The organism is Micromonospora sp. ATLC20 (assembly GCF_057196585.1).
This window is the reverse complement of sequence record NZ_JBXUOV010000144.1, coordinates 1-14,531: the sequence shown is the minus strand read 5'-3', so window position 1 is coordinate 14,531 and position 14,531 is coordinate 1. Positions and strand designations below refer to the sequence as shown.

16 protein-coding genes are annotated in these 14,531 nt (G+C 73.9%); 15 read left to right on the top strand and 1 reads right to left on the bottom strand.

Going from position 1 to position 14,531, the window contains the following annotated elements; all coding sequences use genetic code 11:
• Positions 1-92: 92 nt before the first annotated feature.
• The 4 genes from AC2CHG_RS23830 to AC2CHG_RS23815 are packed head-to-tail and all read left to right on the top strand — an operon-like array spanning position 93 to position 3,775.
• Positions 93-800: an SRPBCC family protein gene (locus AC2CHG_RS23830; protein WP_269697112.1), complete on the top strand. Its 708-nt coding sequence runs from the start codon at positions 93-95 to the stop codon at positions 798-800.
• A complete protein-coding gene (locus AC2CHG_RS23825) occupies positions 797-1,207 on the top strand; it encodes a cupin domain-containing protein (RefSeq protein WP_013286648.1) in 411 nt (136 codons plus the stop codon). Before AC2CHG_RS23830 ends, AC2CHG_RS23825 begins: the two co-directional genes overlap by 4 nt.
• A complete protein-coding gene (locus AC2CHG_RS23820; RefSeq protein WP_484525613.1) occupies positions 1,204-2,472 on the top strand; it encodes a beta-ketoacyl-[acyl-carrier-protein] synthase family protein in 1,269 nt (422 codons plus the stop codon). Before AC2CHG_RS23825 ends, AC2CHG_RS23820 begins: the two co-directional genes overlap by 4 nt.
• 55 nt (positions 2,473-2,527) lie before the next feature.
• Positions 2,528-3,775, top strand: a complete 1,248-nt coding sequence (locus AC2CHG_RS23815; protein ID WP_484525612.1) for a beta-ketoacyl synthase N-terminal-like domain-containing protein — start codon at positions 2,528-2,530, stop codon at positions 3,773-3,775.
• A 3-nt stretch (positions 3,776-3,778) separates the two neighbouring features.
• Here AC2CHG_RS23815 and AC2CHG_RS23810 read toward each other — a convergent pair whose 3' ends face one another.
• Positions 3,779-4,267, bottom strand: a complete 489-nt coding sequence (locus AC2CHG_RS23810; protein ID WP_402806772.1) for a GNAT family N-acetyltransferase — start codon at positions 4,265-4,267, stop codon at positions 3,779-3,781.
• Positions 4,268-4,471: 204 nt separating this feature from the next.
• Between AC2CHG_RS23810 and AC2CHG_RS23805 the strand changes: the two genes are divergently transcribed.
• The 11 genes from AC2CHG_RS23805 to AC2CHG_RS23755 all read left to right on the top strand — a co-directional run.
• Positions 4,472-5,869 (top strand): class I adenylate-forming enzyme family protein, encoded by a 1,398-nt coding sequence (locus AC2CHG_RS23805; RefSeq protein ID WP_357211127.1) that lies wholly within the window; start codon positions 4,472-4,474, stop codon positions 5,867-5,869.
• Between the two features lie 180 nt (positions 5,870-6,049).
• Positions 6,050-6,313 carry an acyl carrier protein gene (locus tag AC2CHG_RS23800; protein ID WP_262011743.1) on the top strand — a complete coding sequence of 88 codons (264 nt, stop codon included), beginning with the start codon at positions 6,050-6,052 and terminating at the stop codon, positions 6,311-6,313.
• Positions 6,313-6,558: a hypothetical protein gene (locus AC2CHG_RS23795; RefSeq protein ID WP_013286638.1), complete on the top strand. Its 246-nt coding sequence runs from the start codon at positions 6,313-6,315 to the stop codon at positions 6,556-6,558. Before AC2CHG_RS23800 ends, AC2CHG_RS23795 begins: the two co-directional genes overlap by 1 nt.
• On the top strand, positions 6,551-7,681 hold the full coding sequence (locus tag AC2CHG_RS23790; RefSeq protein WP_262011742.1) for a beta-ketoacyl-[acyl-carrier-protein] synthase family protein: 1,131 nt from the start codon (positions 6,551-6,553) through the stop codon (positions 7,679-7,681). The genes AC2CHG_RS23795 and AC2CHG_RS23790 overlap by 8 nt, the downstream gene beginning before the upstream one ends.
• Positions 7,682-7,785: 104 nt before the next feature.
• A complete protein-coding gene (locus AC2CHG_RS23785) occupies positions 7,786-8,286 on the top strand; it encodes a beta-ketoacyl-[acyl-carrier-protein] synthase family protein (protein WP_357211122.1) in 501 nt (166 codons plus the stop codon).
• Positions 8,283-9,902 carry a class I adenylate-forming enzyme family protein gene (locus tag AC2CHG_RS23780; RefSeq protein ID WP_262011740.1) on the top strand — a complete coding sequence of 540 codons (1,620 nt, stop codon included), beginning with the start codon at positions 8,283-8,285 and terminating at the stop codon, positions 9,900-9,902. Before AC2CHG_RS23785 ends, AC2CHG_RS23780 begins: the two co-directional genes overlap by 4 nt.
• A complete protein-coding gene (locus tag AC2CHG_RS23775) occupies positions 9,899-11,161 on the top strand; it encodes a beta-ketoacyl-[acyl-carrier-protein] synthase family protein (protein WP_262011739.1) in 1,263 nt (420 codons plus the stop codon). Before AC2CHG_RS23780 ends, AC2CHG_RS23775 begins: the two co-directional genes overlap by 4 nt.
• A gap of 60 nt (positions 11,162-11,221) precedes the next feature.
• Positions 11,222-12,322: a 4-hydroxyphenylpyruvate dioxygenase gene (gene hppD / locus AC2CHG_RS23770; RefSeq protein ID WP_262011738.1), complete on the top strand. Its 1,101-nt coding sequence runs from the start codon at positions 11,222-11,224 to the stop codon at positions 12,320-12,322.
• Complete coding sequence (locus AC2CHG_RS23765) at positions 12,319-13,242, top strand: phytanoyl-CoA dioxygenase family protein (protein ID WP_484525611.1); 924 nt, start codon at positions 12,319-12,321, stop codon at positions 13,240-13,242. Before hppD ends, AC2CHG_RS23765 begins: the two co-directional genes overlap by 4 nt.
• A 2-nt stretch (positions 13,243-13,244) precedes the next feature.
• On the top strand, positions 13,245-14,042 hold the full coding sequence (locus tag AC2CHG_RS23760) for a DUF3050 domain-containing protein (RefSeq protein ID WP_262011736.1): 798 nt from the start codon (positions 13,245-13,247) through the stop codon (positions 14,040-14,042).
• A partial coding sequence (locus tag AC2CHG_RS23755; RefSeq protein ID WP_484525610.1) for a thiamine pyrophosphate-dependent enzyme occupies positions 14,039-14,531 on the top strand: 493 nt, incomplete at its 3' end. The genes AC2CHG_RS23760 and AC2CHG_RS23755, both read left to right, overlap by 4 nt.

Sequence of the window (14,531 nt, the reverse complement as noted above, 5' to 3'; positions counted from 1 at the left end):
GTCGTGCCCGACCCGCGCGCTGCGGCCGAGCCGGGCAGCCGTACCCCCGTCAGCGCCGTGCCCGCCGCCGGCCCGACCACCTGGAGGAACCGATGACCGTCGCCCCCGACCGCCCGCTCGCCCGTGAGATCACCGACATCCTGGTCACGCACTGCGGCCTGGACCCGGACGCCGCCGCCGGCGCGCCCGCCGCGAGCCTGGAGGAGCTGGGCATGGACTCGCTGGCGCTGCTCGAACTGTCAGCGGTGGTGGCCGACAGGTGGCGGGTGAAGATCCCCGAACAGGCCGGGCAGCTCAGCATCGCCGGCGTCGCCGACCTGGTGGCCCGCAAGGCGGACCCGCCCGGGCACACCGAGAACGCCGTGGAGATCGCCGCGCCGCTGCCGCTGGTCTGGGAGATCACCAACGACGTGGCCCGGTGGCCGGACCTGTTCACCGAGTACGCGACCGCGGAGATCCTGCACCGCGACGGCGCCACCGTGCGCTTCCGGCTCACCATGCACCCGGACTCCAACGGCGTGGCGTGGAGCTGGGTCAGCGAACGCACCGCCGACCCGGCCACCCGCGAGGTGCACGCCCGGCGCGTCGAGACCGGCCCGTTCGAGTACATGCGCATCCACTGGCGCTACGACGAGACGCCCGGCGGCACCCGGATGACCTGGACGCAGGACTTCGCGATGAAGCCCGACGCGCCCATCGACAACGCCGGCATGACCGACCGGATCAACACCAACAGCACGATCCAGCTCGCCGTGATCAAGGAGAAGATCGAGCGGGCGCACGCGGGAGGCGCGCGATGACCGACACCACCACCGCCCGGGTCTCCGTCCACGACGTACCCGCCGACCGCCGCCGGGGCGGGGAACTGCGGGTGCTGCTCGGCCCGAAGACGGTCGGCAGCACCTCCGGATTCATGGGCGTCGCCACGCTCGCGCCGGGGGAGCGGATCGCCGAGCACTACCACCCGTACAGCGAGGAGTTCCTCTACGTCGCCCGCGGCGCGATCACCGTCGACCTGGACGACACGCCGGTGCCGGTCGCCGCCGGGGAGGCGCTCTACGTGCCGAAGGACGTGCGGCACCGGCTGCGCAACACCGGCGACGAGCCCGCCGAGGTGGTGTTCCACCTCGGACCGCTCGCCCCCCGCCCGGAACTCGGCCACGTCGACACCGAGAGCGCCGCACCGCCGCCACGGGAGCCGTCGTGACCGGCCGCCGTACCGTGGTCACCGGCATCGGCGTCGTCGCACCCGGCGGAGCCACCCGGGACCGCTTCTGGAAGACGATCACCGAGGGACGTACCGCGACCCGACGGATCAGCTTCTTCGACCCGTCGCCGTTCCGGTCGCAGATCGCCGCCGAGTGCGACTTCGACCCGGACGCCGCCGGGATCACGCTCGCCGAACGGCAGCGCGCCGACCGGTACGTGCAGTTCGCGCTCGCCTGCTCCGCCGAGGCGCTCGCGGACAGCGGCCTCGCCCTCAGCGACGCGCAACGGGAACGCGCCGGGGTGGTGCTCGGCACCGCCGTCGGCGGGACCATGGCGCTGGAACAGGAGTACGTGCGGGTCAGCGACTCCGGCCGGCAGTGGCTGGTCGACCACGCGCTCGGCGGGCCGTACCTCTATCAGGCGCTGGTGCCCAGCAGCCTGGCCGCCGACGTGGCCTGCCGGCACGGCCTGCACGGCCCGGCGCAGGTGATCTCCACCGGTTGCACCTCCGGCATCGACGCCATCGGGTACGCCCACCAGCTCGTCGCCGACGGCGAGGCCGACGTGGTGCTCGCGGGTGCCGCCGACTCACCGATCTCCCCGGTCACCGTCGCCTCGTTCGACGCGATCGGCGCGACCAGCCCGGACAACGACGACCCGGAGCACGCCTCCCGGCCGTTCGACGCCGACCGGCACGGGTTCGTCCTCGCCGAGGGGGCGGCGGTCCTGGTGCTGGAGGAGGCCGAGCACGCCCGCCGCCGGGGCGCGCACGTCTACTGCGAGGTCGCCGGGTACGCCAGCCGCAGCAACGGTTTCCACATGACCGGGCTGCGCCCGGACGGCGCGGAGATGGCGGTGGCGATCAGCGACGCCCTGCGGCAGGCCCGGCTCGCCCCGACGGCCGTGTCGTACGTCAGCGCGCACGGCTCCGGCACCCGGCAGAACGACAGGCACGAGACGGCCGCGTTCAAGCGGGCGCTGGGGGAGACGGCGTACCGGGTGCCGATCAGCTCGATCAAGTCGATGGTCGGTCACTCGCTGGGCGCCATCGGCTCGATCGAGATGGCCGCCTGCGCGCTCGCCATCGAGTACGGCGTGGTCCCGCCGACGGCGAACTGGACCACCCGCGACCCGGAGTGCGATCTGGACTACGTGCCGAACGAGGCCCGGGAGGTGCCGGTGGACGTGGCGTTGTCGGTGGGCAGCGGGTTCGGCGGCTTCCAGTCGGCGATGGTGTTCCGCCGGCTGGCGGTGACACCGTGAGCGCGAGGAGTGAGCCGGGTTTGCGAGCCCCGCAGTCGCGAACAAGGACGGCACCATGACCGCGCGGGCCGTGGTGACGGGCATCGGCGTGGTCGCGCCCAGCGGGATCGGCGCCGAGGCGCACTGGGCCACGGTGCTCGCCGGCACCCGGCGCACCGGGCCGATCACGCTGTTCGACCCGGAGCGCTACCCGACCCGGGTGGCCGGGGAGGTGGCCGGCTTCGACCCGGCCGGGTTCAGCGACACCCGGCAGCGGGTGCAGACCGACAGGTGGACCCACCTCGGCTTCGCCGCCACCAAGCTGGCGCTCGCCGACGCCGGACTGCCCGAGGTGTCGCCCGACCCTTACCAGTGGGCGGTCACGCTCGCCAGTTCCTCCGGCGGCAACCTGTTCGGGCAGCGGGAACTGCAACGGCTCTGGGGCGGGCCGAGCCGCACCGTCGGGGCGTACCAGTCGATCGCCTGGTTCTACGCCGCGAGCGTGGGGCAGCTGTCGATCCGTCACCAGTTCAAGGGGCCGTCCGGGGTGACCGTGTCCGAGTCGGCCGGCGGGCTGGACAGCCTGGCGCACGCGGTGCGCACCATCCGCCGGGGCACACCAGTGGTGATCGCCGGGGCGACCGAGTGCCCGCTGAGCCCGTACGCGCTGGCCTGCCAGCTCCGCTCCGGCCTGCTCAGCGACGTGTCCGACCCGGAGCGGGCGTACCGGCCGTTCGACGTCGCGGCCAGCGGGTACGTGCCGGCCGAGGGCGGCGCGGTCTTCGTGGTGGAGGAACTCGGCCACGCGCTGGCCCGGGGCGCCCGCGTCTACGGGGAGATCACCGGCTGGGCCGCCACCCACGACGCCGCGCCCACCGACCCGGCCACCGGACCCGACCCGGCCCACTACGCCCGCGCGCTGCGGCTGGCACTGGAGCGCGCCGGGGTACGCCCGCACGACGTGGACGTGATCTGGCCGGACGCGCTCGGGGTGCCCGCGTACGACCGGGCCGAGGCGGCGGCGCTGCGTACCGTGTTCGGCGACCGGACCCCGCCGGTGACCACGCAGAAGCCGCTGACCGGCCGGGCCCACCAGGGCGGGTCCGCGCTGGACGCGGCCACCGCGCTGCTGGCGTTCCGCCGTGGGATGCTGCCCGCCTCGGCCGGCCCGGACGAGCCGGCGCCCGGCTGCGAGCTGACGTTCCTGCGGCAGCCCCGCCCGCCGCGCAGCCGGATCGCGCTGGTCGGCGCGCGCGGTTTCGACGGATTCAACAGCGCGCTGGTGCTGCGCGGCGCCGCGCCCCCACCGGCCGGCGAACGCTGACCGTCACGACGGCCGGGCCAGGTAAGCGGTCTTGGCGTCGCCGGAGAACCCACAGGCCAGATAGAAGGCGTGGGTCGCGGGCGAGCGCGACCCGGTCATGAGCATCGCCTTGTAGCAGCCCGCGTCCCAGGCGGCCCGCAGCGTGCCGGCCATGATCTGCCTGCCCAGGCCGGTGCCGCGCCGCGACTCGTCGACCACCACGTTCTCGATCACCGCGTACGGCGACGCCGACCGGCTCAGGTTGGGGATGACGTTGAGGTACGTGGTGGCGACGACCGCGCCGTCCAGGTCGAGCACGAACAGGTGCAGCCCCTCGGTGGCCAGGATCCGCGCGAAGGCCCGTTCGTCGGAGCCGTCGCTCAGGTGCGGGTCGTCCGGGTTCAGCTGCCGGTAGAGGCGGATGAGCTGCGGGAAGTCCTCGGGCCGGGCGGTACGGAACATACCGGGAGCGTAGTCGCCGGCCGTCCGCGTGGGAGCCCGCGCGCACAGCATCCGGCGGCCGGCGGACTACCTTGCCGGCGTGGCCTCGATCCTGCCTGTCCGATCGAGCCTGAGCAATCCACCCAGCCGCTGTTTTGGATCTAGCCATTTGCATCTGGCGATGCGGAAGAGGGCCGTCGTAGGGTTCCGCCATACCCCGAACGACGTACCCGCTGGGCGGATCCGCCCAGTTCCTCAGTGGAACGGTGGCTGGTCGTGACTGCACATCCCGTGGCGGAAGATCCTGCCTCGACGACGGTGAACTGGGTGGACGACATCCTGTTCACCGGCCGCGACACCGACGTCTGCCTGCGCCTGCCCGAACCGGTCGACAAGGGCACGCTGCGCCGGCTCGTCGGCGAGGCGCAGGACCGGCTCGCCGGGGCCGGGCTGCGCGCCGGAGGCGCCGCCGCGCTGCGCCTGCCGCCCTCGCTGGCGTACGTGGCGCACCTGCTCGCCACCTGGCGTACCGGCGCCCAGGCGGTGCTGCTCGACCACCGGCTCACCGACCACGAGGTCGACCAGGCGCTGCGCCGGCTCAGCCCGCAGGTGGTGGTCGCACCGGTCCGCTCCGGCGGCGGCGCGCTGCGGATCTTCGTCGACGTCACCGCCGGGGTCACCGCGTACTCCGACCGCCCGGCGGGCAGCCCGCACGCGGTGATCCAGCTCAGCTCCGGCTCCACCGGGCCGTCCAAGGTGATCGGCCGTACCGCCGCCGACCTGATCGGCGAGGTGCACCGCTACACCCGCATCGACGGCGTCGCGCTGCCCGGTGAGCGGATCATCCTGCTGCCCAGCATGGTGCACGTGCTCGGCCTGGTCGGCGGCCTGCTCTACGGGCTGCACGCCGGCGTCGAACTGTGCCCGCCGGAACGGCTCAGCGGCGACGCGATCCTCGCCGCCGTCGCCGCCCAGGACACCCCGGCCACGGTGCTCGGCGTCCCGTTCCACATCGGTCTGCTCGCCTCCACCACACCGGCCGGGCCGCTGCCGCAGCTCAAGCGCATGACCACCGGCGGCGAGCTGGTGTCCGCCGCCGTGGCGAACGCGTTCACCGACCGCTACGGCGTGCCGCTGGGCAACATGTACGGGATGACCGAGGTCGGCGTCATCGGCACCGACCTGTACGGGCGGCACCGTCCCGCCATCGCGCCCGCCCCCGGCATCGAGGTGCGGGAGCGCGACGGCGAGCTGTGGGTGAGCTGCCCGGACAACCCGTACGTCGGACTGGCCGACCCGACCCGGTGGGCCGACGGCTGGCTGCACACCCGCGACGCCGGCGTGGTCGACCCGGGCACCGGTCTGGTCACCATCAAGGGCCGGCTGGACTCGCAGGTGTCGGTGGGCGGCCTGAAGGTCGACCTGACCGAGGTGGAGGCCACGATCGCCGGGCTGCCCGGCGTCGTCGCCGCGGTGGTGGTCTGGGACGACGGCATCACCGCGTACGTCCAGACCGACGGCTCACTGACCGAGGACACGCTGGACAAGCTGATCGCCGAGCGGCTGGCCGGCTTCAAGCGGCCCCGCACCCTGCGGCTGCTCGACCAGATGCCCCGCACCACCACCGGGAAGCTGGTCCGGTCCGTGCCGGCGCTGCGGGACGCGGCGTCGTGACCGGCCCGCTGTACGAGCCGCACACCCACCGGACGCCCGCCGGGCGTCCCGTGCACCCCGATTCCCGCCCCGGACCGGCCGGGCAACGCGCCACCCGCGCGCCCGACCCCGCCGGTTCCCACGCACACGGTGTCCCGACCGGGCACCGTCAGCCGGTACACGGAGAAGAGGTCTGAACCCATGCGAGACGAGGTCCGCACCTTCGTCGTCGAACAGCTCGCCGACATGAACTACGACGTGGAGGAGCTCGACGACGACACCACGCTCGGCCCCTCCGGCATCGACCTGGAGTCGCTGGCCCTGGCCGACCTGGCGGTCCGCGTCGAGGACCGGTACGGCCTGAAGTTCGCCGACGACGAGTCGGAGAAGATGGCGCTGATGACGGTCGGCGAGTTCACCACGATGGTCGCCGACCGGGTGGCCGCGAACAGCGACAAGTCCTGATGTCCGGTCAGCCCGACCTGGGGCGAGCTGACCTGGTGAGCATGCTCGCCGAACTGACCGCGAAACCCGCCGACCAGGTGCCGGACCGGCTCGGCTCGATGGAGCTGGCCTGGCTCGTGCACATGGTCGAGCAGCGCTACGACCGCCGGCTGGACCTGAGCGACGACGAACTCGCCGGCATCCGCACCGTCGACGACGCGCTCGCGGTGTTCCGTGGCTCGCTGACCGCTCCCGCAGATGGCTGAGCGGGAGACCGTACGGATCACCGGCACGTACGCGCTCAGCGCCCTCGGCAGGGGCGCCGACGCGCTGCTGGCCGGGGTGCTCACCGGCACCCCGGCGTTCGCGCCGGTGCGCCGTTTCGACACCTCCGGCCGCCGGGTGACGGTGGCGGCCACAGTGCCGGGCGTCGGCACGCTCGCCGGCGAGCTGGCCGACGCGATCGACACCGCCGTCCGGACCGCCGGACTGGACCGGGCCGGGCGGGCGGAGTCGGCCCTGTTCCTGGCCACCCACGGCGGGCCGTACTCGCTGCCCGTACCGGCGGGGTGGGTCGAGCCGACGGTGCCGGCACTGGCCGGTCACCTGGCCGCGCGGTGCGGCCTGGGCGGGCGGACCCGGATCTACACCACCGCCTGCGTGTCGGCGAGCAGCGCGGTCGCCGACGCGGCGGCGCTGATCCGCCGGGGCGACCTGGAACGGGTCGTGGTCGCGGCCGGTTACCTGGTCGAACCGGACCAGTACGCGCTGTTCGACGCCGGGCGGGCGCTCGCCGCCGACGGCGCGGTACGCCCGTTCAGCGCCGGCCGCAAGGGCCTGCTGCTGGGCGACGGGGTGGCCGCCGTGGTGCTGGAGTCGGCCTCCGCTGCCGCCCGGCGCGGTGCCGAGACGCTGGCGAGCGTGGCCGGGTGGGGCCGGGCGGGGGACGCGTACCACCCGTGCCAGCCGCACCCGGACGGGCTCGGGCTGGCCCGGGCGGTCGAGGCGGCGCTGCGCCGCAGCGGGCTGCCACCGGACGCGATCGGCTACGTCAACGCCAACGCCACCGGCACCCCGTTCAGCGACGCCTCCGAGGCGGCGGCGCTGGTCCGGGTGTTCGGCGAGGACGCCGGGCGGCTGCCGGTCAGCTCCACGAAGTCGGTGCACGGGCACGCGCTGGAGGCGTCCGGGCTGCTGGAACTGCTGGTCACCGTGCTGGCCCTGCGGCACGGCAAGCTGCCGGTCACCGCCGGCTGGCTCGGCCCCGACCCGCAGTGCCCGCTGGACGTCATCCGCGACGCCCCGCGCCCCGCGCGCACCGCGCACGCCCTGACCCTCAACGCCGCCTTCGGCGGCGCCAACACCGCACTCCTGGTGAGCGCCTCATGACCGCCTCCGTGCCTAGCCCTCCGCGATCTTGCACTTCCGGCCCCGGCGAAACGGGCACAACGCCCGCCGAGGGGGCACCAACCGCAAGATCGCGCGCAGGGGTGGTGGTGCTCGCGGAGGCGCGGTGGCCCGAGGACGGGGATGAGGGTGCGGGGCCTGCCGGGGTGGCGGGGTTCGTGCACTCGCCGTTCGCGCCGCTGGTGGCGGCGGTGGCGCAGCGGTGCCTCGCGCGGCGGTACGGCGACGGGCCGCTGCCGCCGGGCAACCGCACCGCCGTGGTGCTGGTCAGCGCCGGTGGGGACACCGCCGGGGCGGCGCACGTCCGCGCCACTGTGGACGCGGGCGGGCGGATCGGGCCGCTGTTCTTCTTCCAGTCGGTGCCGAACAGCGTGGCCGGGCACGTCGCGGCGCGCTGGGGACTGGACGGCCCGGTGGTGTGCCTGAGCCCGACCGGCGACCCTCGGGCCGACGGGGAGGCGGAAGCGGACCTGCTGCTGTACGACGGCGACGCCGCACAGGCGTTGCTGATCCTGATCGAACTGGCACCGGACGGTACGCCGGGCGAGGCGACCGCGGTGCTGCTGGGGGAGGGAACACGTCAATGAGGACGAAGGGACTGCGCGGCGCGCTCGCGGCCGACGCGGAACTGGGCGCGGGCAACGTGCTCGCCCGGGTGCTGGCCCACGGCGCCGACCCGGACGGGCCGGGACTTACGTTCGACACCGAGATCGACGGCCACCCGGCCGAGACCCCGCTGACCCTGGGCCGGCTCGACCGGATGGTCGCCGCCCGGGCGGCCTGGCTGCACGAACAGGGGGTGAAACCACGCGACCCGGTCGCGGTCTGGGCCGGCACGGCCGCCGACATGGTGCTGTCGTTCCTGGCGCTGACCCGCCTCGGCGCCATCCCGGCGCTGATGAACGGCAGGCTGCGCCCCGAGATCGCCGCCGAGTACATCCGCCGGCTGCGCGCCGCCGGGGTGCTCGCCGACGCCGCGCACGCGCAGGCGCTGGCCGGGCACGACCTGGGCGCCCCGATGATCGGCGAACCCGCGCAGGCGGGCACCGGCGACCCGGACGCGGCACCGGCGCACTACCGGCACCACCCGGACGACCCGATCGTCATCACCCACACCTCCGGCACCACAGGCGTGCCGAAGGCGGTGCTGCACTCGCACGCCAGCCTGTTCGCCGCCACCCGCCACCTGCTGTCCATGCCGCAGGCGCAGGGCACCACACGCATCCTCAACGCGCTGCCCGCCCCGCACACCGCCACCGTGCTCATGGTCAACCAGGCCCTCGGCAACCGGGCGGAGATGTTCCTGCTCTCCGAGCAGGGCGGCGAACGGGTGCTCGACGCGATCCAGCGCTGGCGCCCGGACGGCGTGTTCGGCTTCTCCGTCACCTGGGCCGAGCTGGCCCGCTTCGACCTGTCCGGCTACGACCTGGACTCGGTGCGGCTGTGGTTCAACACCGGCGACTGCTCGCACGAGCCGCACGTACGGCGGCTGGTCGCCGTCGGCTCCCGGGACGTGATGACCCGCGAGGGTGTGACCCGGGTACCCGGGTCGGTGTTCATCGACGGGCTCGGCTCCAGCGAGATGGGCCACTCGATGTTCCACATCACCCACACCGTCGACACCGACCGGTACGGCCGCTGCGTCGGCCGCCCGTACCGGTTCACCAAGGTCGCCGTGCTCGACGCCGAGGGCAACGAACTGCCGGCCGGGCAGGTCGGCTGGCTCGGCATCGACTCGCCGTCGCTGTTCCGCGGCTACTGGAACGACTCGGTCACCACGTACCGGTTCCGGCTGCGGGGCTGGTACCTCACCGGCGACCTGGTGTACGCCGACGACGACGGCCGCTACTACCACCTGGACCGGGCGGTCGACTCGGTCGAGGCAGGCGACGGGAAGCGGTTCTTCACCGCGCTGTCCGAGGAACGCATCCTCGCCGCCAGCCCCGACGTCACCGACTGCACAGTGGTGATAGTCAAGGCGGACGACGGCACGGTCACCACCGACGTGCTGCTGGAACTGGCCGCCGGCGCCGACCCGGACGCGGACCGCGCCGAGCGGATCCGTACCGCGCTCGGCCCGGACGTGGCCGCCACGCTGCGCCGGATCGTCCCGGTACGCGCCGACGACATCCCGGTCACCGTCACCGGCAAGGTCCGCAAGGTGGCGCTGCGCGAGCGCTACCTGACCGAGGCGCCGTCGTGACCGCCGTCATCACCGGCATGGGCCTGTTCACCCCGGCCGGGCGCGGCGCGGCGGACACGTTCGACGCCCTCCTCACCGGCCGGTCCGGGCTGCGCCGCCCGCCCGAGGGACACCCGGCGGCGGGCAGCCTGGAGGTGGCCGGGGTGCTGCCGGACATCGACCCGCGCAGCGTCGCCTCCGGACCGGAGACGAAGGTGCTCGACCGGGTGGTGCTGCTCGCCCTGATCACCGCCGCCGAGGCGCTCGCCGACGCCGGCATCGAGGTGGGGCGCGACGTCGACCCGGAGCGCATCGCGGTGATCGTCGGCGGTGTGGGCGGCATGTCCACCCTGGAGGGTCAGGTTCTGGCGCGGGCCGCCCGGGGCCGGGCGGCGGTCAGCCCGTACCTGCTCACCGGCATCCTGCCGAACATGCCCTCGGCGCGGATCGCCATCGCGCACGGCATCCGCGGCTACAGCTCGTCGGTCGGCACGGCCTGCGCCTCCGGCGCCCAGGCGGTCGCCGACGGGGTACGCCTCATCCGCTCCGGCGAGGCCGACGTGGTGGTGTGCGGGGCGAGCGAGGCGCCGCTGTTCGGCACGTTCGCCGACACGTTCGGCAACGCCCGGGCGCTGGCCCGGGGCTGGGACGAACCCACCGAGGCGAGCCGCCCGTTCGACAAGCGGCGCAACGGTTTCGTCCTGGCCGAGGGCGCGGCGCTGCTGGTGCTGGAGCGCGCCGGGCACGCCGACGGCCGGGGTGTGCGCGGCTACGCCGAGGTCGCCGGTTTCGGGGCGAACACCGACGCGTACCACCCGACCGCGCCCCGGCCGGACGGCGCCGGCGCGGCGGCCTGCATGCGCCGGGCCCTCGCGGCAGGCGGGGTCGAGCCCGCCGACGTCGGGTACGTCAACGCGCACGGCACCGGCACCAAGCTCGGTGACGTCGCCGAGACGATCGCGCTGGCCGAGGTGTTCGGCACCGGCGGTGTGCCGGTCAGCTCCACCAAGGCGCTCACCGGGCACCTGCTCGGCGCGTCAGGGGTGCTGGAGGCCGCCGCCACCGCGCTGGCGCTCGACAGTGGCCTGCTGCCACCCACCTACCACCTGGACGACCCGGACCCGGAGTGCGAGGCGGACCACGTCCGCGCCGTGCCCCGGCCCACCCGGGCCGGCCACGCGCTGACGAACTCGTTCGGGTTCGGCGGCCAGAACGTCAGTCTGCTCCTGCGCCGGCTCTCCGGGCCGGCCCGCCGGGCCGCCACCCCGGCCGCCGGCTGACCGGACTCCAGTCCCGGGCGTCCGTCCGGGTCGCGATCACGGGGGGAACAGGGGAAGCCCATGACCATCAACGGGATAGATCATCTCGAACTGTACGTGGGGGACGCCCGGCAGGCGGCCTTCTACTTCGACAACGCCGTCGGTTTCCGGCTGTGCGGGCAGGGCGGTCCGGAGACCGGGCTGGACGGGCAGCGGTCACTGCTGCTGGCCCAGGCCGGCATCCGGCTGCTGCTGACCACCGGACTGTCCGCGGAGCACCCGGCGGCCACGTACGTGCACCGGCACGGCGACGGCATCGCCGTGGTGGCGCTCGCCGTGGACGACGCCGCCGGGGCGTACGCGGAACTGGTGGACCGGGGCGCGACGGCGCTGAGCCCGCCGCGCACCTTCACCGGCGCGGACGCCGAGGTGGTGGTGGCCGAGGTCGGCGGCTTCGGCGACGTGGTGCACCGCCTCGTCGAGCGGCGCGGCGACGCGGGTGTGTTCCTGCCCGGCGCGATCGAGCCGGTGTCCGTGCCGGACGGCGCGGACACGCTGCTCGCCGAGGTGGACCACCTGGCGATCTGCGTGCCACCGGGGCAGCTCGGCGAGACCGTCGCGCACTACGAGAAGGTGTTCGGCTTCGCCGACATCTTCACCGAGCACATCGAGGTCGCCGGTCAGGCGATGAACTCCAAGGTGGTGCAGAGCCCGTCCGGGACCGTCACGTTCGTGCTGCTGGAGCCGGACACCGGCGCCCGGCCGGGGCAGATCGAGGACTTCCTGCGCTGGCACGCCGGCGCCGGGGTGCAGCACCTGGGTCTGCGTACCGACGACATCGTCACCGCCGTCGGCGCGCTCGCCGGGCGCGGGGTGCGGTTCGCCAGCACGCCCGGTGCCTACTACGACGGGCTGGAGCAGCGGGTCGGCCGGCTGGACGCGCCGGTGGACCGGCTGCGCGAGCTGAGCATCCTGGTCGACTCCGACCACGACGGGCAGCTGCTGCAGATCTTCACGGAGTCGATGCACGTGCGCCGCACGCTCTTCCTCGAACTCATCGAGCGGCGCGGGGCGCGCACCTTCGGCAGCGGCAACATCAAGGCGCTCTACGAAGCGAAGGAACGCGAGCTGGCCGCGGCGGGGGCGACCCCCGGCGTCGCGGCCGGAGGGGTAGGGGCATGACCGCCATCGATCCCGGGCTGACCGCCGAGGAGGAGGCGCTGCTTCCCTCCGACGAGGACGTCCGGCACTACGCCGAGCACGGCTGGTACCTGTCGAAGAAGCTGCTCACCGACGACGAGGTGGACGAACTCGTCGCCGCCACCGACGGCTACTACGCCGGGGAACGTGACCGCCGCCTGCCGGTACGCCCGCCGAAGCTGGCCTACTGGGAGCCCTCCAAGGGTGACGTGCAGCGGCACAACGACTACGTCCACCACGAGCACGACGGCATCGCCCGCATCCTGCGCAAGCCGCTGATCGGTGCGGTCGCCGCCCGGCTGGCCCGCGCCGCCGAGATCCGGATCTTCCAGTCCACGCTGATCTGGAAGCCGCCGATCGCCGGTGAGCCGTCGAACATCGTGCCCTGGCACTTCGACAAGCACTACTGGGCGTCCTCGTCGTCGGAGAACATGCTCACCGCGTTCATCCCGTTCCACGACTGCGGCGAGGAGATGGGCACGATCACCATGGTCGACGGCTCCCACCGCTGGCGGGAGATCGGCGCCGACGACACGGTGGTCCGGCACTTCGCCGACCGGGACCGCGACCAGCTCGAGGTGATGCTCGCCGAGAACGCGGCGTACAACGGCGCGCAGATCCGCAAGATCCCCATGGTGATCCCCAAGGGACACATGAGTTTCCACCACTGCCGCACCTACCACGGCAGCGGTGCGAACGTCAGCGGGCGGCCCCGCCGGGCCATCTCGCTGCACCTGCAGGACGGCGACAACGCCTGGCGGGAGTATCCGCTCTCCGACGGCACGCTCGCCGCGTACAACCACGACGTGCTGGTCCGCCGCACCCACGAGGGCCGGCCGGACTACGCGGACCCCGATTACTGCCCGGTCATCTGGCGCGACCGCGCCCAGCAGGGAGGCTGACAATGTCACGGTACGACTGGGGTAAGACGCACCCGGGCATCGAGCGGCTGGAGCGGGCGGTGACCGAGCGCCGCGACGTGGTGGTCAAGCACCCCCTCTACGCCAACCTCGACACCCACGACGCGCTCGTCACGTTCATGGAGCACCACGTCTTCGCCGTCTGGGACTTCATGTCGCTGCTGAAGTCGCTGCAGCGGCAGCTCACCTGCGTCACGGTGCCGTGGATCCCGACCGGCCCGACCGGCAGCCGCCGCCTGATCAACGACATCGTCATGGTCGAGGAGAGCGACGAACTCGGCGACGGCTACATCAGCCACTTCGAGCTGTACGTGCAGGGCATGACCGAGGCCGGCGCCGACACCACGGCCGTCAACAAGCTCGTCGACCTGCTCCGCGACGGCACCCCGGTCACCGAGGCGCTCGGCGGCGCCGGCGTCCCCGCGGCGTCCGCCGCGTTCGCCGGCACCACCTGGCGGATCATCGAGACCACCCCGGTGCACTGCCAGGCCGCGGCGTTCGCGTTCGGCCGCGAGGACCTCATCCCGGAGATGTTCACCCAGGTCGTCGCCGTCAACGAACGCAGCAACCGGCTGAACAAGTTCGTCGACTACCTGGAGCGGCACATCGAGGTCGACGGCGAGCAGCACACCCCGATGGCCATGCAGATGCTGGCCGACCTGTGCGGCGACGACGACACCAAGTGGCAGGAGTGCGCCGACACGGTGAACGCCGCGCTGGCCGCCCGCGCCCGCCTCTGGGACGACATCCTCGCCGCCGTCAAGGAGGGCCGTCCGGCGTGACCGGCTCCGACCCGCTCCGGCTCTACCGGACGGTCCGGCTGATCCGCCGCTTCGAGGAACGCGCGATCGAGCTGGTCCGCGCCGGGGAGATCGTCGGCGGCATCCACCCGTACCTCGGTCAGGAGGGGATCGCCGCCGGCGTCTGCGCGGCGCTGTCCGCCGATGACCTGGTCACCGGCACCCACCGCGGGCACGGGCACGTGCTCGCGAAGGGCGCCGACCCGGCCCGGATGCTGGCCGAACTGTGCGGCCGGGTCACCGGGCTCAACCGGGGCCGGGGCGGGTCGATGCACGCCGCCGACTTCGGCGTCGGCGTCCTCGGCGCCAACGCCATCGTCGGAGCCGCCGGCGCGATCCTCACCGGAGCGGTGTGGGAACGCCGGCGGCGCGGGGGGGGGGGGGGGGGGGGGGGGGGGGGGGGGGGCGGGGGGGGGGGGGGGGGGGGGGGGGGGGGGGGGGGGGGGGCGGGGGGGGGCGGGGCGGGGCGTG

What these genes read in the sequence shown, in the direction of transcription:
- AC2CHG_RS23760 (WP_262011736.1), top strand. Translation starts at nt 13,245, where the DNA reads ATGTCACGGTACGACTGGGGTAAGACGCACCCGGGCATCGAGCGGCTG.
- AC2CHG_RS23795 (WP_013286638.1), top strand. Translation starts at nt 6,313, where the DNA reads ATGTCCGGTCAGCCCGACCTGGGGCGAGCTGACCTGGTGAGCATGCTC.
- AC2CHG_RS23780 (WP_262011740.1), top strand. Translation starts at nt 8,283, where the DNA reads ATGAGGACGAAGGGACTGCGCGGCGCGCTCGCGGCCGACGCGGAACTG.
- AC2CHG_RS23800 (WP_262011743.1), top strand. Translation starts at nt 6,050, where the DNA reads ATGCGAGACGAGGTCCGCACCTTCGTCGTCGAACAGCTCGCCGACATG.
- AC2CHG_RS23815 (WP_484525612.1), top strand. Translation starts at nt 2,528, where the DNA reads ATGACCGCGCGGGCCGTGGTGACGGGCATCGGCGTGGTCGCGCCCAGC.
- hppD (WP_262011738.1), top strand. Translation starts at nt 11,222, where the DNA reads ATGACCATCAACGGGATAGATCATCTCGAACTGTACGTGGGGGACGCC.
- AC2CHG_RS23790 (WP_262011742.1), top strand. Translation starts at nt 6,551, where the DNA reads ATGGCTGAGCGGGAGACCGTACGGATCACCGGCACGTACGCGCTCAGC.
- AC2CHG_RS23810 (WP_402806772.1), bottom strand. Translation starts at nt 4,267, where the DNA reads ATGCTGTGCGCGCGGGCTCCCACGCGGACGGCCGGCGACTACGCTCCC.
- AC2CHG_RS23765 (WP_484525611.1), top strand. Translation starts at nt 12,319, where the DNA reads ATGACCGCCATCGATCCCGGGCTGACCGCCGAGGAGGAGGCGCTGCTT.
- AC2CHG_RS23830 (WP_269697112.1), top strand. Translation starts at nt 93, where the DNA reads ATGACCGTCGCCCCCGACCGCCCGCTCGCCCGTGAGATCACCGACATC.
- AC2CHG_RS23825 (WP_013286648.1), top strand. Translation starts at nt 797, where the DNA reads ATGACCGACACCACCACCGCCCGGGTCTCCGTCCACGACGTACCCGCC.